16 protein-coding genes are annotated in these 18324 nt (G+C 59.9%); 9 read left to right on the forward strand and 7 right to left on the reverse strand.

The features are described from left to right. Position 1: 1 nt before the first annotated feature. The 4 genes from AAEZ05_RS13830 (at position 2) to AAEZ05_RS13845 (ending at position 5468) form a co-directional block, all read left to right on the forward strand. A complete protein-coding gene (locus tag AAEZ05_RS13830; RefSeq protein WP_045059120.1) occupies positions 2 to 865 on the forward strand; it encodes an endonuclease/exonuclease/phosphatase family protein in 864 nt (287 codons plus the stop codon). 12 nt (positions 866 to 877) lie between these two features. Beyond that, positions 878 to 2896 (forward strand): GGDEF domain-containing protein, encoded by a 2019-nt coding sequence (locus tag AAEZ05_RS13835; RefSeq protein ID WP_350647769.1) that lies wholly within the window; start codon positions 878 to 880, stop codon positions 2894 to 2896. A 102-nt stretch (positions 2897 to 2998) separates the two neighbouring features. Beyond that, positions 2999 to 3778 carry an N-acetylmuramoyl-L-alanine amidase gene (locus tag AAEZ05_RS13840; RefSeq protein WP_045059122.1) on the forward strand — a complete coding sequence of 260 codons (780 nt, stop codon included), beginning with the start codon at positions 2999 to 3001 and terminating at the stop codon, positions 3776 to 3778. Between the two features lie 76 nt (positions 3779 to 3854). After that, complete coding sequence (locus AAEZ05_RS13845; RefSeq protein ID WP_045059123.1) at positions 3855 to 5468, forward strand: EAL domain-containing protein; 1614 nt, start codon at positions 3855 to 3857, stop codon at positions 5466 to 5468. A gap of 7 nt (positions 5469 to 5475) precedes the next feature. Here the strand turns inward: AAEZ05_RS13845 and AAEZ05_RS13850 are convergent, their stop codons facing one another. Together AAEZ05_RS13850 and algB are read right to left on the reverse strand one after the other, a co-directional pair. After that, positions 5476 to 7266 carry a KinB sensor domain-containing domain gene (locus AAEZ05_RS13850; protein WP_350647772.1) on the reverse strand — a complete coding sequence of 597 codons (1791 nt, stop codon included), beginning with the start codon at positions 7264 to 7266 and terminating at the stop codon, positions 5476 to 5478. Positions 7267 to 7276: 10 nt separating this feature from the next. Then, positions 7277 to 8623 (reverse strand): sigma-54-dependent response regulator transcription factor AlgB, encoded by a 1347-nt coding sequence (gene algB, locus AAEZ05_RS13855; protein WP_045059125.1) that lies wholly within the window; start codon positions 8621 to 8623, stop codon positions 7277 to 7279. 433 nt (positions 8624 to 9056) lie between these two features. Here algB and AAEZ05_RS13860 point away from each other — a divergent pair, with 433 nt between their 5' ends. The 5 genes from AAEZ05_RS13860 (at position 9057) to AAEZ05_RS13880 (ending at position 13593) form a co-directional block, all read left to right on the forward strand. Continuing rightward, complete coding sequence (locus tag AAEZ05_RS13860) at positions 9057 to 9344, forward strand: hypothetical protein (RefSeq protein ID WP_122840885.1); 288 nt, start codon at positions 9057 to 9059, stop codon at positions 9342 to 9344. An 82-nt stretch (positions 9345 to 9426) separates the two neighbouring features. Beyond that, the gene (locus AAEZ05_RS13865) at positions 9427 to 9591 is read left to right on the forward strand and encodes a DUF1328 domain-containing protein (RefSeq protein ID WP_003177151.1); all 165 of its coding nucleotides are present in this window, start codon (positions 9427 to 9429) and stop codon (positions 9589 to 9591) included. 2 nt (positions 9592 to 9593) lie between these two features. Beyond that, a complete protein-coding gene (locus tag AAEZ05_RS13870; protein WP_045059127.1) occupies positions 9594 to 10058 on the forward strand; it encodes an inhibitor of vertebrate lysozyme family protein in 465 nt (154 codons plus the stop codon). Between the two features lie 713 nt (positions 10059 to 10771). Next, positions 10772 to 12103, forward strand: coding sequence for a glutamate/aspartate:proton symporter GltP (gene gltP, locus AAEZ05_RS13875; protein WP_045059128.1), 1332 nt, complete (start codon positions 10772 to 10774; stop codon positions 12101 to 12103). Positions 12104 to 12363: 260 nt separating this feature from the next. Beyond that, a complete protein-coding gene (locus AAEZ05_RS13880; protein ID WP_350647774.1) occupies positions 12364 to 13593 on the forward strand; it encodes a spore maturation protein in 1230 nt (409 codons plus the stop codon). Between the two features lie 128 nt (positions 13594 to 13721). Here AAEZ05_RS13880 and AAEZ05_RS13885 read toward each other — a convergent pair whose 3' ends face one another. From AAEZ05_RS13885 to AAEZ05_RS13905, 5 genes are read right to left on the reverse strand one after another with little or no spacing between them, the layout of a single operon-like run. Then, complete coding sequence (locus AAEZ05_RS13885; RefSeq protein WP_350647776.1) at positions 13722 to 14348, reverse strand: ABC-type transport auxiliary lipoprotein family protein; 627 nt, start codon at positions 14346 to 14348, stop codon at positions 13722 to 13724. Further along, positions 14345 to 15283, reverse strand: a complete 939-nt coding sequence (locus tag AAEZ05_RS13890) for an MlaD family protein (RefSeq protein ID WP_350647778.1) — start codon at positions 15281 to 15283, stop codon at positions 14345 to 14347. The genes AAEZ05_RS13885 and AAEZ05_RS13890 overlap by 4 nt, the downstream gene beginning before the upstream one ends. A 1-nt stretch (position 15284) precedes the next feature. After that, entirely contained in the window at positions 15285 to 16088 is an 804-nt protein-coding gene (locus AAEZ05_RS13895; protein ID WP_045061642.1) for an ABC transporter ATP-binding protein, read from the reverse strand. Continuing rightward, entirely contained in the window at positions 16085 to 17233 is a 1149-nt protein-coding gene (locus AAEZ05_RS13900; RefSeq protein ID WP_350647780.1) for an ABC transporter permease, read from the reverse strand. The genes AAEZ05_RS13895 and AAEZ05_RS13900 overlap by 4 nt, the downstream gene beginning before the upstream one ends. Positions 17234 to 17287: 54 nt before the next feature. Further along, entirely contained in the window at positions 17288 to 18316 is a 1029-nt protein-coding gene (locus AAEZ05_RS13905) for a DUF5924 family protein (RefSeq protein WP_045061644.1), read from the reverse strand. Between the last annotated feature and the right edge of the window lie 8 nt (positions 18317 to 18324).

Below are 18324 nucleotides of genomic sequence, written 5' to 3' on the forward strand. Positions count from 1 at the left end.
CATGCGCCGCTGGGGAACTGAACGAGTGGTTGGCCTGCATGATCCGCGGGTCAACGAACATCACCTGGAATCGACCGGGTTGCCCGCTGACAGCCGTCTGCGGCTACTCAGTTTTAATATCCAGGTGGGCATCAGTACCGAGCGTTATCGGCACTACCTGACCCGGGGGTGGCAGCATTTGCTGCCCCACACCGGGCGCGCCACCAATCTGCAAAAGATCGGCGACCTGCTGGGTGACTTCGATCTGGTCGCCTTGCAGGAAGCCGATGGTGGCAGCATCCGGTCGGGCTACGTCAACCAGGTCGAACACCTGGCCCAGCTCGGGGCCTTCCCCTACTGGTACCAACAGCTCAATCGCAATCTCGGTCGCCTCGGCCAGCACAGTAATGGCGTGCTCAGCCGCCTGCGCCCCTGGGCGATTGAAGATCATCCGCTGCCGGGGCCCAAGGGTCGCGGGGCAATTCTGGTGCGTTTCGGCGAAGGCCCGGAGGCCCTCGTCGTGGTGATGATGCACCTGGCGCTCGGGGCGCGGACGCGTAGCCTGCAACTGGCCTACATCCGCGAACTGATTGGCGGGTACAAGCACCAGGTGTTGATGGGCGACATGAACACCCACGCCAGCGACCTGCTGCAGAATTCGCCGCTGCGCGATCTCGGCCTGCTCGCCCCGCAGCTGGAAGCGACCTTCCCCAGCTGGCGTCCACAACGCTGCCTGGACCATATTTTGCTGAGCCCGACCCTGACCCTTGAAAAGGTCGAGGTCCTGGCACAACCCATTTCCGATCACCTGCCGGTCGCGGTAGAGATTCGTCTGCCGGGTTCGCTCACGGCTGATGCATTCCCCGCATTGAGTCCTGCCCCCTAGCGGATCCCATGAATGAGCGACGAAGCCCAGCGCTGGAAAGAGAAATACCTTCAGAGCATCGAACATCAGGAAAAACTCGAACGGCGCTGGGAGGCCCGGCTCGATTTGCTGCGCCGTGGACTGGTGCGCAGCACGCTGGCGGCCGAGGGCACTGATCGGACGGTCGATGAATGCATGAAGGAAATGCGCGATGTGGTGCGTACCGATGACATGGACGCCGGCCTCGCCGCATTGTTGCCGCGCCTGGAAAAAGCGGTGCTCGATTCCGAGCAACGCCGCGAGACCCGGGTCAATCAAATCAGCGCCGCACTGACGGCACTGGTCGCCCAGTTGCAAACACTGCCGCTGCCGCGAGAAGTGAGTCGCCCCCTCAAGCAGTTTGCCAAGCAACTGGATGCACGGGTTGGCCAGGCTCGGGAGATGCCGCTGCTGCTTAGCGAGTTGAGCGGGCTGCAGGGTAAAGCGCTAAGTCGGCTTGAAAGCCCAGAGGAATCGGGACGACCAAGCCTGTTGCAACGCCTTTTTGGCAACCGTGAAGCGGAGGACACCGCTCCCGCGCAGGTGCCAGCAGCGATGGCGCCAGTACGCGCACCGGTGATTGAGGCGCCCGCTGCCGAGCCCCCCCCGCAACCACCTGCAGCTACTGAACAGCAACCCCCGCTGGCTACAGTGCCAGTGCCAGTGCCAGTAGCGGCACCGGCACCGGCACCGGCACCAAATGCTGCACAGCCAGCGCCAGCGGCGCCGCCGCCGCCGCCGCCGCCGCCGCCGCCGCCGCAAGAGCCTGGGCAACCTGAGCAACCTGAGCAACCGGAGCAACCGGAGCAACCCGCAGTTGCCACCGAAGCGTCTGCGCCGACCAGCGCTGAAACGCCCACCGTCGAAGACGTGCCCACGCCTCCAGACACGCTCGACACTCCGGTCGCCGAGGCGCAACCTCCCGAGCAAGACACGCTCTACGCGCTTCCGGACTCGCCAGAGCCCACCTACAGCTCGGTGGCCAGGCACATTGAAGACACGTTACTGGGCCTGCTTGACGACCTGACACTGCCCGAACGTCATCGTCCGCAAGCCGAGGCCATGCGCCTGCGCCTGCAAAATGGTTTGAACTGGTATGAGCTGATCCCGATCCTCGACGACCTGGCCACCTTGATGCTGGCGATCACCGGTAGCGGCCAGCATGAATTCGAAACCTACCTGCAGCAGCTCAACGAACGCCTGGAGGCTTTCCAGAGCAACCTGAGGGCGGCCAGCGACGGGCATGCCGACAACCGGTCTGCTGCGCGCGAGATGGACTCGCAAATCCGCGAACAGGTCGATGGCTTGCAGAGCAGCATGCAGGACGCCGCAGACCTGGACGGGCTCAAGCATGCCCTGGAGAACCATCTGGAGGGCCTGCTGGGCACCCTGGACCATTTCCAGAAACAGCGTGACGAGCGTGAACAGGAAGTGGCGAGTCGCCTGCAAGGCCTGGCTGATCGGGTGGCCCACATGGAACACGAAGCCCTGGGCTTTCGCGAACACCTTGAAGAACAGCGCCAGAAAGCCCTGATCGATCCGCTGACCGGCCTGCCCAACCGCGCTGCCTGGAACGAGCGCCTAGATGAGGAAATCAGCCAATGGCACCAACAGGGAAACAGCCTGTTGTTGGCCATGCTCGACCTCGACCATTTCAAGCGGATCAACGACAACTACGGCCACCTGGCGGGCGACAAGGTCCTGAAGATCATTGCCACCGTCCTGCGCAAGCGCTTGCGCGGCTCGGACTTCATTGCCCGATTCGGCGGCGAAGAATTTGTCCTGCTGATGCCCGCGACCTTACCGGCGACAGGTGCCAGTCTTCTCGAAAAATTGCGCGCAGCCATCGAAGGCTGCCCTTTTCACTTCAAGGGTGAACCGGTAACGGTGACCCTCTCGATGGGCATGACCGCCTTCCGGCCTGGCGAGCACAGTGACGCGGCATTAAAAAGAGCCGACCAGGCGCTCTATCGGGCCAAACATGCGGGGCGCAACCGCATCGAATTGGGGTAAGGCCAATTGTTCCATTTTGTTTAAATCAGCGCTTTGGCCTTCGACCCGCCCGGCATTACGTTACACTGTTGCATTATCATCCTACGTGTATCGTCACTCGCCATGAAATATTTCGCCCTTCTTGTGTCGCTCGTCCTGCTGGCAGGTTGCGCCAGTGGCCCGCGCATCGACACCAGTCATCCCTCAGCCAACCACGACAGCCGCATCCAGTTCGTGGTCGTGCACTACACCTCGGCGTCGCTTGAGCGCTCGCTGCAACTGCTGACCCACGGCGAAGTCAGCAGTCATTACCTGATCGGCGATGACAACAAGGCGACCATCTACAAGTTGATGGATGAAGGCCTGCGCGCCTGGCACGCCGGCGAGAGCGAATGGCAAACCCGTACCTGGCTGAACTCCAGCTCAATCGGCATTGAAATCGTCAATCCGGGCTTCAAGGACACGCCGACCGGCCGCCTGTGGTATCCCTACAGCGACGCCCAGATCCAGTCCCTGGTCTTCCTGCTCAAGGACATCAGCAAGCGCTACGGTATCAATCCTCACAACATCATCGGGCACAGTGACATTGCTCCGGGACGCAAACTCGACCCGGGCCCGCTGTTCCCGTGGAAGCGCCTGGCGGAGCAAGGGTTGGGCGTGTGGCCGAACGAACAAGCCGTGGCACGCCAGCAAGCGCAGTTCAATGTGCAGCTGCCGAGTATCAGCTGGTTCCAGGGGCAACTGGCGCGCCTAGGTTATGCCACACCGCAAACCGGTGAACTGGATGTTTCCACTCGTCACGTGTTGTCGGCGTTCCAGATGCATTTCCGGCCCACCCGGTTCGACGGCACGCCGGATGCGCAGACTGCGGCACTGCTACAAGTCTTGAATCAGACAAAATAATGACGCCCGCCCGACGGTCGGGCGTTTTACTCAACCAGCAGCTATAACTCATTGGTAATTCTTCGGATGTTACTGGATGCGACCTGGCCGAGAGACACTACGTAGCTGGTTCTATCGCCCATGGTTTTTGGCGACGCTGGCGGCTGTCTTCAGTGCAACGTTATTGCTGACAGGCAGTTTATTCGTCGCCGTCCACCACATTGATAAAAACGAAAGCGAAGAGATGAATGCCCAGGGCGAACGCTTCCTTGCACGCCTGGAGCAGTTGTTCGGCCAATTGCGAGAAAGCCTCGACGACCTTGAAGCCCAGCCTTTGCGCACCTGCGACGATGAAATGATCGCCACCTTGCAGCAGGTGACATTCAACTATCGCTTCGTTTACGAAGCCGCCTACATGGACTCCTCGCGCATCTGCTCCAACCGGCCTCGCCAGGAAGGCCTGTCGTTGAGCCGCGCCCCGGACATCAAGGGGCCCACCTACAGCTACTGGCTGAACACCACCACCGAACCGGACGAAAATCGCGCGGCGCTGATGCTGGGGCGCGGCAATTTTCGGGTCGCCACTTCGCGTGGGCATTTGACCGACATGGTCGACCTGACGCCAGGTAGCAGCCTGCTCGTGGTGCTCGACCATGGCAAACGCGCCATACCCGTCCTCGGTGCTGAGCAGGCCTGGCCGCCGCTGGAAGTCTGGTCGCCAAAAAGCCGCGATGCCTTGCAGATTACCCAAACACACCTGATCTACCGCATGCCCACCAATAACCCCGCCTATCAGTTGGTGCTGATATCACCGCGCACGGGAATCCACGTGCCGCCGGTCTGGTGGTGGCTGGTCCCCGCCAGCCTGGTCTTGGGTGGTTTTGTCGGATTTCTGGTCTTCCTGCTGGTGCGGCAGCGCCAGTCGATGGATGCCGAGCTCAGCGGCGCCATCCGCCGGGGCGAACTGCAAGTGTTGTATCAACCGATTTTCGACCTCGACAGCCGCAACTGCGTCGGCGCCGAAGCCTTGCTTCGATGGCGCCGACCGGACGGCACGCTCACCAGCCCCGACCTGTTCATCCCCATGGCTGAGAATACCGGCCAGATCCGCCAAATGACTGATTTTGTCCTGCAACGATTATTGGAGCAGTTGGGCCAACTGCTGCGCGCCAACCCCCAGCTGTACATCTCGGTCAATCTCGCGGCATGCGATGTGATGGTGCCGCGCGTTGGCCAGGTCATGGCCCGCTTGCTGACCTTGCACCGGGTCGCCGCCAAGCAGATTGCCTTTGAAGTGACCGAGCGCGGATTGATCGACGTAGTCGTCGCCCGGGAAAACCTGCAAGCCTTGCGGGACGTCGGGCACCAGGTGCTGATTGACGACTTCGGCACTGGCTATTGCAGCCTCGCCTATCTGCAAACGCTGCCAGTGGACTGCCTGAAGATCGACAAGGCGTTTATCGACGCCCTGGGACATGACGCTGCCAGCAGCGGCGTGGCGCCGCACATCATCCACATGGCCCAGGCCCTGCAACTCAAGGTGATTGCCGAAGGCATCGAACATGAAGCCCAGGCCGCCTTCCTGAGCAGCGAAGGAGTGAAGTTCGGTCAGGGTTGGTTATTCGCTCGAGCATTGAGCGCAGTGCAGTTCATCGAACTGATTACCCGTGGCCGACGCCTGGCAGGCCGTCGCCTGGACGACGAGGCCTGACCACGCTTCAGACCGCCAGGGCCATGTAGAACTGCGTGCCCTGCCCCGGTCGCGAGTAAACCCCCATTCGCCCGCCGTGCAGTTGCACGATCTCCTTGCACAGCGCCAGGCCGAGGCCCGCGCCGCCTTTCTTGCGACCGACCTGCACGAAAGGCTCGAAAATCCGCCCCTGCTGGCCGTAGGCAATTCCTTCGCCATTGTCCTCTACGCTGATGATCACACGTTCGCCGTGGCGTCTTGCCTGCAGGCGAATCTGCCCGCCCGGGGAGGTGTGGCGCAGCGCATTATCAATAAGGTTATCCAGTACACGATCCAGCTGCGCCTGGTCGGCCTGCAGCCGGGGCAACGGTTCCTGCACTTCCACCACCAGATCGATATTGCTCGCCAGGGCGGTCCCGCAGAAACGCACCCGGGCCTGTTCCAGCAAATCTTCGATGGAGCACGGCGCCAACGTGAGCTTCTGCAGACCGTTCTGGTAACGAGAAAAATTCAACAGATCGTTGATCAACTGCATCAGCCGCTGCATCTCTTCGTTTACCGTATCCAGCAGATCGGCTTCACGAGAATCCTCCGGGAATTTGGCCCTTTCCCGGAACAGGCCGAACGCCATATGCATGCCGGTGACCGGTGTGCGCAACTCATGGGAAGCCCGCAGCACGAACTCGCTGCGCACCCGTTCGAATGCACGCTGTTCGGTTACGTCGTGCAGCACCATCACCGCGCCGAGGATATGCCCCTGGGTGTGGCTCACAGGCGTCAAGCTGTAGGTGAGCAACCGCGATTCGCCGTCGACCTCAATGCTCAGGTCTTCGGGAGCCCGCTCCAGGGTGCCGCCGCGCAACACCAGCTGCAGCTGCCCATCGAGCTCCGGACGTTCGAGGGCCGAACCCAACCCCTGCCCCAAGCGGTCCGAGTCCCAGCCCAGCTGCCTTTGGGCCACTGGGTTCAAATGCTCCAGGTGTCCTTCGCGGTCAATCATCAACAAGCCGTCATCGATGCTATCGAGCACCGCTTGCAGGCGCTGTTGGCCGGCGAGCAATTCGTCAACATTGGTTGCCTGATGTTCGCGCAGGGCCTCGGCCATGATGCCAAACCGCTTGGTCAGCAGATTCATCTCCGCAGCTGACGATATCGGCAGGGTGACTTCAAAATTGCCCTGGCCAATATTGTCAGCCGCCTGGGCCAGCGCCTCGATCGGAGCACCAAAACGCCGGGCAATGGCATGGGTAGTGACAAAGCCGATAATCAGCACCGCGAGGCCAACCAGCCCGATCAGACCGGCTACCAACAAGGCACGGTCTCGCGCTGAGCGTTCAGTTGCATAGATGGCATCCAGGGCGCGCTTGTGCTCGGAAAGCAGACCATTGCGCAGTTTGTTGAATTTTTCCGTGAGCTCTTCGTTTCCGCTCAACACATGGGAGGGGCTACGCGTATCCGCGTAGGCCTGCAAAAAATCCTGGTAGTCAGCCTTGGCCTGCTTGAAACCGTACTTGAAGCCGTCACTCACCCGTTCGTTGGCAATGCCTTCGTCGAGCAACTGCAGGTAGTGATCCCTGGATTTATCGAAAGCCGCGCGGTCAGGGTTCTCGCTGAGCATGACGACCAACTGGTCACCCAGGGTCTGGCGCAGCTTCAGCCCCAGATCCAGGGTGGCGAAATTGTTGCGAACCAGCGACTGCTGGGAACTGGCCATCTGCATCACGCTGACCAGCCCGAGCAACAGCCCAAGCAGCGCGACGGTGATCAGCGCGGAAATGCTCAGAAAGAGCCGGGTGCGCAACTTCATCGCCAGTTTCATCGGGGATGACTCACAGGTTGTACTGCTTGCGTTTGCGATACAACGTCGAGGCGTCGATACCCAAGGTCTTGGCAGCCTGGTCCAGCGTGTCGGCAGTGGCCAGGACCGCGCCGATGTGAGCCTTTTCCAGCTCGTCCAGACTCAGTGCCGCGCCAATACGCGGCGCGTTGTTCACCGGCGTTTCCGCCATGCCCAGGTGGCTGATCTCGACTCGTTCCTGCGGACAAATGATGCTCGCACGCTCCACTACGTTACGCAGTTCGCGGATGTTGCCCGGCCAGCGATACCCGAGTAACGCCTCGCGGGCCTCCTCGCTGAAACCCCGCGCCGGTCGCGCATACTCCTTGACGAAGCGGGCCAGGAAGCGATCAGCCAGATTCAGGATATCTTCACGCCGCTCGCGCAAAGGCGGCAGATGCAACGTGATGACGTTCAACCGATAAAGCAGGTCTTCGCGAAAACGCCCATCGCGCACCATGTCTTCGAGGTTGAGGTTGGTCGCCGCCAGAATCCGCACATCGGCACGGCGAGTGACCGGGTCGCCGACTCGCTCATATTCCTTGTCCTGAATAAAACGCAGCAACTTTGGTTGTAACGTGAGGGGAAAATCGCCGATCTCATCAAGAAACAAGGTTCCGCCATCCGCCTGGTTGACTCGACCCAAGGTACTTTCGCTGGCGCCGGTAAAAGCACCCCGACTGTGACCGAACAGTTCGCTCTCCATCAACTCGGCGGTCAGCGAAGGACAGTTAATAGTGACGCAAGATTTTTTCGCGCGCTTGCTCCAGCCGTGAATCGCATGGGACAACTCGCCCTTACCCGTCCCTGACTCGCCGAGAATAAGGATGTTGGCGTCGGTACCGGCGACTTGGCGGGCAGTTTCCAGCACCACTTTCATGGCCGGGCTATGGGAGTCCAGGCCGTCCTTGGGCTTGCGCACTTCACCTTCCAGCGCTTCAAGGCGCGCCGACAGTTGCCGCACTTCCAATTGCTTGGCCGTGGCCAGACGCAACTGATCGGGGCTGCACGGCTTGACCAGATAATCGGCAGCACCGGCCTGGATGGCATCTACAGCCGTATCCACAGCCGAATGAGCGGTGACTATGACGACACGCATCCATGGCGCCTGAATGCGCATCTGTGCGAGTACGTCGAGGCCGTTGTCTTCTCCCAGGCGCAAATCCAGAAAGCACAGGTCAAACACCTGGCGTTGCAACAAGGCATCTGCCTGGGCAGCGCTGTTGGCAGTGGCGACACTGTAGCCTTCGTCTTCAAGGCAATAACGGAAAGTTCGCAGGATGGCGGATTCGTCGTCCACCAGCAGAATGCGGCCTTGATGCTCAGTGGCTGACTCCATTTTCCTACGCTCCATAAAGAATGATCTTAGGTTAGTCCCGGAAAAATCGGGCAAGTTGCATGGTCAATTCTGTGCCTTTTCATCAAGGGAAGGGTAGCTATCTACCGCCTCGTCAGACAAAGGCTTGATTTAACAGGATTTTTTGTGAAATACGGTGTTTAGGGCAATTGCCCACGTCCATTTCTGACATCCGCGCCCTCCTCTCAATTCAAAAAGAATGAAAGTTCCTACGGCATTATCGTGCATTACGCACGACCGCAGAGAGCCCATCGTGCAGGATGCGTTCAATGTGATTTTCAACAATCTTTTAAGTCATTGTTTTTAAACACTTTTTTCTTATGAAAAAGCTGGCATGCAGGCTGCAATAGTCTGGGTAATCGGGGCAAAAGATCGCCCACAACAAGATCACCACCGAAGTGGGAGGAGTTTCCGGATGAATCGCCAACGTGCCGCCCAATTGCGCATCTCGCCCCTGCACATCCAGCAAGGTCTGTTCGCTGTACTTGCGCTTTTGATCACATTGATTGGCGGCCAGCAATTCCAGCGTTGGGAGCAGAGCCAGCAGCAGGAAGCGCCGCAGCTGTCATTCAAATATCCGACTCAAACCCACTTCAGTGCCGCCAGCAGTCAAGCGGCAGATAGCACCCCCCTGCGGATGATGGACGTCGACCAGGCACAGCCTGCGAATGAGATGCCTCGTCAGGAGCGCTGGGTGTTCTGATCACCAGACTTGGCGCGCTGCTTGCGCCGGGAAAAGCACCACAAAGCATCACCTCTAAAATAGAAGCGTAAGGAGAATCACCATGTTGAGCTGGGCAATCACATTCTTGATCATTGCCATCATTGCCGCCGTACTGGGCTTCGGTGGTATCGCGGGCACCGCCACGGGTATCGCCAAGATTCTCTTTGTCGTGTTCCTGGTGATGTTCATTGCGTCGTTCTTCTTTGGCCGTCGTGGTCGAGGCTGAACATGAACGTCTCGTTGAAGACACTGGCAGCCGCCCTGCTACTGGGCGGCAGTGCCATGGCGATGGCGGCCAATGATGGCCAGACGCGGGTCAACGAGCTGTTGAATTCCGATCCGCAGTATCGCGAAACCTGGCAAGGCGTGGTGAAGAAGGAAGAACGCCTGCCGGAATGGGTGATGAACCTGTCCGGAGACGCCGAGCAAATGAATGCAGTGGAAGAGGATGGCGACAAGTACCTTGTAGGACCGCTATGCGAATCGCAGGCGACCTGTCTGAACAAGCGTCTGATCGTTGCTGTCAGCTTCGACAAGGATGACGCCTACGGGATGCTGGTTGAAGTGCCAGCCGGTCTGCCGGCTGACAAGTCGCCGACGCGACATGCTACTTACCGGTTCCTCGGAAAGCCCGATGAGGGCATGCAGAACCTGTTGATGGAACAACTGAAAAAAGATCCAAAGTGGTACTGAGTTTGAAATAGAAAGAGGCCGCCGGGCGTCTTTCCGCTGCACTGCCCGATGACGGCAGGCGCATGACCAGGGGGCCGGGACGCTCTGCCTGTTTCAGGGGCGCAGTGACCTACGGGTACAGGGAGTACCTGCGCAAGGGCCGGGTCAGGAAAAAAGCTGCGACGCAGGTTCGCGATATTCAATGTCGACGAACCTGCGAAGAGCTTATGCAATCGAGGCATTCGGTTAGCACTCAATCCTCGTTTGCACCTTCCTCTCTACAATTCGAATCAATTTCACCGGAAAAATACATTTCCCGGTGTTTCCTGGCGACCGTACATCGAGAAAAATAACCTGATTTTTCAAGGCTATTTGACTTTCTGATCAGCGAATTTTGCGCCAAAAATCCCTTTCTACGATTGATCAAAAAACACTCAATACCCGCTGTAATGGCCGGTTCACGGCACTTTTGCCTGCCGAAATGTCGTATTCGAACCGGTTGGGACGCCAGTTTCGATTAAAAAAGCTCATGCCGATTCGGCATAGGGTAGGCGTTTACGGCATTAGACGTCGCTGCCTTGCATCGGAATAGTTGCGCCTTTTTTCGCCTGCCAGAGAGCTACCAACAAGCGCTCCGGGGCACCTTATACGGAGGCCGATGCACAAGACTTTTTCGCCATGAGCGTTCCTGTTCCGCGCATCTGCCTGAGTCAAACGCAAGTAAGGGTAAAGATATGAAGAAGGCAAAGCTTAGCCTCGCCTGGCAGATCCTCATCGGTCTGGTATTGGGGATTGCAATCGGTGCGCTGCTCAACCATTTCGGTGCCGAAAAAGCCTGGTGGATCAGTAACGTTCTGCAACCGGCAGGCGATATCTTTATCCGTCTGATCAAGATGATCGTGATTCCGATCGTAATCTCTTCGTTGATCGTCGGCATTGCAGGCGTCGGTGACGCGAAAAAGCTCGGCAGCATCGGTCTCAAGACCATCCTCTACTTCGAAGTGGTCACCACGATCGCCATCGTCGTCGGGCTGGTACTGGCCAACCTGTTCCACCCGGGCTCCGGCATCGACATGAGCACCCTGGGCACTGTGGATATCTCCAAGTACCAGGCCACAGCAGCCGAGGTCCAGCATGAACACGCGTTCATCGAGACCATTCTCAACCTGATCCCGTCGAATATCTTCGCGGCCATTGCTCGCGGCGAGATGCTCCCGATCATTTTCTTCTCGGTATTGTTCGGCCTCGGTCTGTCGAGCCTGAAACCGGAATTGCGCGATCCGCTGGTCACCCTGTTCCAGGGCGTGTCGGAAAGCATGTTCAAGGTCACCCACATGATCATGAACTATGCCCCGATCGGCGTGTTCGCACTGATCGCGGTGACCGTGGCCAACTTCGGCTTCGCGTCCCTGCTGCCACTGGCCAAACTGGTGCTGCTGGTTTACTTCGCTATTGCCTTCTTCGCCTTCATGGTGCTGGGCCTGATTGCTCGCCTGTTCGGCTTCTCGGTGATCAAGCTGATGCGCATCTTCAAGGATGAGCTGGTACTGGCCTACTCCACCGCCAGCTCCGAAACCGTGCTGCCGCGGGTTATCGAGAAAATGGAAGCGTACGGCGCGCCGAAAGCCATCTGCAGCTTTGTGGTACCGACCGGCTACTCCTTCAACCTCGACGGCTCGACGCTGTATCAGAGCATCGCGGCAATCTTCATTGCCCAGCTGTACGGCATTGACCTGTCGATCAGCCAGCAACTGCTGCTGGTGTTGACCCTGATGGTAACCTCCAAAGGCATCGCCGGCGTGCCGGGCGTGTCCTTCGTGGTGCTGCTGGCGACCCTGGGCAGCGTGGGTATTCCATTGGAAGGCCTGGCGTTCATCGCCGGTGTCGACCGCATCATGGACATGGCCCGTACCGCACTGAACGTGATCGGCAACGCTTTGGCGGTCCTGGTCATCTCCCGCTGGGAAGGCATGTACGACGATGCCAAGGGCCAACGCTACTGGAACTCGTTGCCGCACTGGCGCAGCAAGGAAAAACTGCCGGCAGGCGAAATTTCCAAAAACTGACGCACGCTGGTCTGCCCCCAAAATGTTGAACATTCATCATGACTTTTGGGGTGCAGATCACTCTGTAGGAGCTGCCGAAGGCTGCGATCTTTTGATTTTTTTTAAAAGCCAGATCAAAAGATCGCAGCCTTCGGCAGCTCCTACAGTAGGTTGAGGCCATCCATGTAAATAGGCCGCCAGACAAACCCCGGAGAAATCCGGGGTTTGTCGTTTCTGGCTACCCCGTTATCATTCGCCGCATTCTTTGGGGGATTTGACTGATGCTTAATGGCCTGTGGCTTGGCTTCTTCATCGTGGCCGCCGTATCGGCGCTGGCGCAGTGGTTGATTGGCGGCAACGCCGGGATCTTTGCCGCGATGGTGGAGAGCATTTTCGCCATGGCCAAGTTGTCGGTCGAGGTCATGGTCCTGTTGTTTGGCACCCTCACCCTTTGGCTGGGCTTTCTGCGGATCGCCGAAAAAGCCGGCATCGTCGACTGGTTGGCAAAAGCGTTGGGGCCGCTGTTCCTGCGGCTGATGCCGGAAGTCCCGGCGGGTCACCCGGCGATCGGCCTGATCACCCTCAACTTCGCCGCCAACGGCCTGGGCCTGGACAACGCTGCCACACCAATCGGCTTGAAAGCCATGAAGGCACTGCAGGAGCTCAACCCCAGCCCGACCATTGCCAGCAACGCGCAAATCCTCTTCCTGGTGCTCAATGCCTCTTCGCTGACGCTGCTGCCGGTGACGATCTTCATGTACCGGGCGCAGCAAGGTGCGCCGGATCCAACCCTGGTGTTCCTGCCGATCCTGCTGGCCACCAGCTGTTCGACTCTGGTTGGGTTGCTATCCGTGGCATTCATGCAACGCCTGCGTCTGTGGGATCCGGTGGTGCTTGCCTACATGATCCCCGGTGCCCTGGCACTCGGCGGCTTCATGGCACTGCTGGCGACGCTGTCAGCCACCGCATTGGCCGGCCTGTCTTCCATTCTCGGCAACCTGACGCTGTTTGGCCTGATCATGCTGTTCCAGGTGATTGGCGCGCTACGCAAAGTTAAGGTCTATGAAGCGTTCGTCGAAGGTGCGAAGGAAGGCTTCGATGTAGCGAAGAATCTGTTGCCGTACCTGGTGGCGATGCTCTGCGCGGTCGGCGTGTTGCGGGCCTCGGGCGCGCTGGATTTTGGCCTGGATGGCATTCGGCACCTTGTGGAGTGGGCGGGTTGGGACACGCGGTTCGTTGACGCGCTACCGACCGCGATGGTCAAGCCCTTCTCCGGCAGCGCCGCCCGCGCCATGTTGATCGAGACCATGAAAACGTCTGGGGTCGACAGCTTCCCGGCGTTGGTGGCGGCAACGATCCAGGGCAGCACTGAAACCACGTTTTATGTGTTGGCGGTGTACTTCGGCGCGGTAGGAATTCAGCGTGCGCGGCATGCTGTTGGCTGCGCTTTATTGGCGGAGTTCGCCGGAGTAGCCTGCGCAATCGCCGTTTGCTACTGGTTCTTCGGCTAACAAGGGCCCCTTGTAGGAGCGAGCTCGCTCGCGATGGTCGTGAACGATAACGCTGGCAACCTTACACCCAGCGGCCCCCTCAAGCGCTTCGCGATCTAGCTCGCGCCTGGAGAGGGAATGTGCCGGATTTATGGGCGCGGCAGCGGGGCTGCTTTTTGGCCTTGCGCCACCGCCCAATCCACCACCTGCGCCGTCAGCTGGTCGCTCGCCAGGCCAAACCCGGCCACCACGGCCGGCACCTGCACGTCGGTCAGCGGCTGGCGCACTTCAAAGCGGCGACTGGCGAGAATCCGCTGGTCATACCCGCGCACCAACAACGCATCCAGACGCACCACCACGGTAGCTGCCGTACCCTGATACTCGGTCTGGAACGCCTGCAAATTGCCACCGAGCTCCAGGTCCGCCTGGAAGTTGCTGTCGTCAGTGCTTAGCAACGGTACCCGGCCGTCACGCTGAAAGCCATCCAGCAGGCGATTGCGCAGCAACACGGGAGCAGGGTCACTCCAGCGCGAGGCTTTGTAACTGCTGATCAGGTCGCCCTGGGGAATGACGGCGATGTTCGGGCTGTTCAGTGCCTGACTTGCTTGGGGTTTGGCCAGACGCAACGACCACGGCTGAACGGCGTCGTGCCTGACCGGAGCAGCGCCTTGAGGCGATGGCAGTCGATACACATCCGACGGATCCGCCTTGGGCAGGATCGAGCAGGCACTGATCAGCGCAAAACCGGTGAAGAGCAGGGCGCGGGTCAGCTTCATGGGGTGAATTCCTTGTTCTTGTCGTTGCCCAGCAGATATCCGCTGGGATTGGCTTCCAGGCGCTGGGAGATGGCGCGCAACGAGGTCAGCGTATCGCGCAGTTCACGCACAGCGGGTGCGAGCCCGTTAAGACCCTGCATGCCATTGTTGAGCGAGTCCTGATTGCTGGACAGCAACTGGTTGATCGTGGCGCTGCTCTGTTCCAGCGACTTCATGGCCTGCTCGGCACTGCCGAACATCTGCTTGCCCTGATCATTGAGCAGGCCGTTGGCATTGCGCATCAGCGCAGAGGTCTGTTCCAGCATGGCGCCGGCCTGCTTGCCCACCGATGCCAGTTGTTGCATGGCCTGGCGGATATCGCCGCGCTGGTCTGCGATGGTGCCAGTCGTCTGCTCCAGGTGCTCCAGGGTCTTGCTGATGCGCTCGACGTTTTCCGTGGAGAACATCAGGTTGGCGTTGTGCATCAGCGTGTTGACGCCCGCCATCAGGTCGTTGCTGTCGTTCAGCAGGCGAGCGATGGGCGAGGGCGCCGCTACGATCACCGGCAGTTTGCCGTCCTTGCCCTTGAGCGTCGGGCTCTGGGGCGTGCCGCCGCTCAGCTGGATGATCGACGTGCCGGTGATCCCGGTCAGCGCCAGTTTGGCCTGGGTGTCTTCCTTGATCGGCGTCTCGCCGCCGAGGCGAATCCGCGCCAATACCCGACGCGGATCGTTCGGGTCCAGGCGCAGGGTCACCACGTCGCCGACCTTGATCCCGCTGTATTGCACGGCGCTGCCTTTGGACAGGCCGCTGACCGCCTCGTTGAACACGATTTCGTAGTCCTTGAACTCGGTATCCACACTGGACTTGGCCAGCCAGAGCCCGAAGAGCAGGGCGGCTGCCACCACAATTACCGTGAACAGGCCGATCAGTACGTGATGGGCTCGGGTTTCCATGTCAGACCTCGTTGAGCTGTTGAGCGGCAGTCAGCGCCGCGCGGCCGCGAGGGCCGTGGAAATATTCGTGAATCCACGCATCGTCGGTTTCCGAAACCTTGTCGATGGCATCCGCCACCAGCACTTTTTTCTGCGCCAGCACCGCCACTCGATCGGTGATGGTGTAGAGGGTGTCCAGGTCGTGGGTGACCAGAAACACACTCAAGCCCAGCGCATCACGCAGGGTCAGGATCAATTGGTCGAAAGCGGCAGCGCCGATGGGATCAAGGCCGGCGGTGGGCTCGTCGAGAAACAGGATGTCCGGATCCAGCGCCAGCGCGCGAGCCAGTGCGGCGCGCTTGATCATCCCGCCGGACAGCGAAGCGGGGTACTTGTCCGCAGCAGACAGCGGCAAGCCCGCCAAGGCCAGCTTTACCGCCGCCAGGTGCTCGGCGTCATTGCGGCTCAACCCCGCGTGCTCGATTAGGGGCAGGGCGACGTTCTCGGTGACGGTCAGCGAGGAGAACAGGGCGCCTTTCTGGAACAGCACGCCAAAACGGCGCTCCACCAGCGAGCGCTCGTGCTCGGGAAGGGCCGGCAGGTTTTTCCCGAAGACCTTCACCATGCCCTCGCTGGGCTGGCGCAAGCCGACGATGCTGCGCAACAGCACCGATTTGCCGCTGCCGGAACCACCGACCACGGCGAGAATCTCGCCTTTGTACAAGTCCAGGTCGAGATTCTCGTGCACGCTCTGGCTGCCGAAACGATTGCACAAGCCGCGGACTTCGATCACCGCCTCGGAGGACGCTCGGGGTTGACGACTCACCAGCCCATCTCCATGAAAAACAGCGCGGCCACGGCATCGAGCACAATCACCACAAAAATCGACTGGACCACACTCGACGTGGTGTGTGCCCCAACGGACTCGGCGCTGCCGCTGACCTTGAAGCCCTCCAGACAACCGATGGCGGCAATCAGGAAGGCGAAGATCGGCGCTTTGACGATGCCCACCAGGAAGTGCTGAACGCCAATATCCGATTGCAACAGCGAGAGGAACATCGCCGGGGAGATATCCAGCGAAACCGCGCACACCACACCGCCGCCGATAATCCCGGAGAGCATCGCCAGAAACGTCAGCATCGGCAGCGCGACCAGCAGCGCAAGGACTCGCGGCACGACCAGCAGCTCCATGGGGTCCAGGCCCAATGTGCGAATGGCATCGATTTCTTCGTTGGCCTTCATCGACCCTATCTGGGCGGTGAAGGCGCTGGCGGTGCGGCCGGCCATCAGGATCGCGGTGAGCAGCACGCCGAACTCGCGCAGGAACGAGAACGCCACCAGGTCCACGGTAAAGATACTCGCACCAAAACTCGCCAGCACCGTCGCCCCCAGAAATGCCACCACAGCACCGACCAGGAAGGTCAGCAGGGCAACAATCGGCGCAGCGTCCAGACCGGTTTGCTCGATGTGCGCCACCATTGGCGTGATGCGCCAGCGTTTAGGGCGAAACAGGCCGCGGGCGATGGTTTCCAGGATCAGGCCGACAAACCCGAGCAACTGCAGGGTGTCTTGCCAGACCGCGTCCACCGCGCGCCCGATGCGCGTCAGCAGTTGGATGCCGACGCTGACTTCGGGCTCCTTGATCGGCACGCAGAAATCAGTCATGGAACAATAGACGGTTTGCAGCAGTGCGCGATCGGCGCCGGACAAGGTGCAGTCCGGGTGCTCGGCGGACTTGCCAAGCCGTTCGGATCCCAACAACTCCACCAACAACGACGCGCCGGCCGTATCGAGGGCGCCCAGGCCATTGAGGTCGATGTGGGTGCTGTCGTCGTATTGGCCGCGAATGGTTTCGCAAAGGCCGTTGAGGTTGGTGTAATGGGCAAGCGTCCAGTCACCCGTGACCCGCAATTGTGCAGGAGAGTGAGAGGCGTCCAGTTGGGCGTTGCCGGCCGTTGTACTGCTGGTCATAAGCTCCATGCTTGTTCGACTCAATGACTGTGGTACGTAATATCACGCAGCGTATTACTTTTCTTTGATCGGTGTGCTGTCTGTGATCTTGAAACGTAACACGCCAATGACCTGGCCATCCTCGGTGAGCACCCGCACCTGCCAGTTACCGGCCGGATTGCCCGGGAAGTTCTGCTTGTGAGTCCACGCGCGATAGCCTTCCTTGCGCCCGCCATGGATATCCAGCGGGATGCGATCGACCTCTTTGCCGTTGAACTTCCACACGTGGTAAATCCGCTCGTCCAGCCCGCGTGGCGCGTTGATCGCGGTGTAGGCATACAGCCCGCCACCACGGATCTGCTCGACCGTGACTTCATCCAGGCTGTCGCCAGGGGTGCGGTCCTGCAGTTGCGTGCTGATGGCAACATCGGTCATCCACAGTGTCGCCGGCGGCACCCAGGAACGCAGCACCCAGCCGACGCCACCGATCCCCACGGTGATACTCAGGATCGCCACCGCGTTGCGTACCGTGCGAATGGGAAAGATCGACGCCAGGCTGGGGAACGACAGGACCACCGCAGTGCCCAGGGCCAGTTTGAAGCTCTGGGCTGTAGTCAGGTGCAGAATGACGGGCAGGGCGGTCAGCAGCGCAGCGAACAAAGTCAGCGTATGCAGGGCCAGGAACGCCCAGCGGCGGGGAGCCAGCCACTTGTAGTAGAGCGGGTCGATGATCGATATCAGCGCGGCGATACACAGCAGCCCGGTAAAGAACAACTGCCCGCTGTTCCAGGTGGTGGTGATGAAAAAGAACGGCAGGACGAAGAACAGGCTTTCCTGGTGGATCATCTGCGTGGCGTAGCGCAGCAAGGGCTGGGGGATCTCGCGCTTGAAGATTTTGGCAAACAGCTTGGTCAGGCTGTTTTCCAGCATCAGCCAGATCCAGCTGAGAACCATGATGATGGTGATCCAGGTCGCCAGCCCTTGCTGGCGATCGACCAGAATGAAGCTGCCGACCCCGGAGATAAAACCACCGAGCGCAATGACCCCGGGGTAGCGCTTCATCAATTCCAGTATGCGCTGCACGTACAGGGTCAGGGTTGGCATTCGGCGGT

Source organism: Pseudomonas sp. HY13-MNA-CIBAN-0226 (assembly GCF_040310305.1).
Classification (GTDB): Bacteria; Pseudomonadota; Gammaproteobacteria; order Pseudomonadales; family Pseudomonadaceae; genus Aquipseudomonas; species Aquipseudomonas gregormendelii.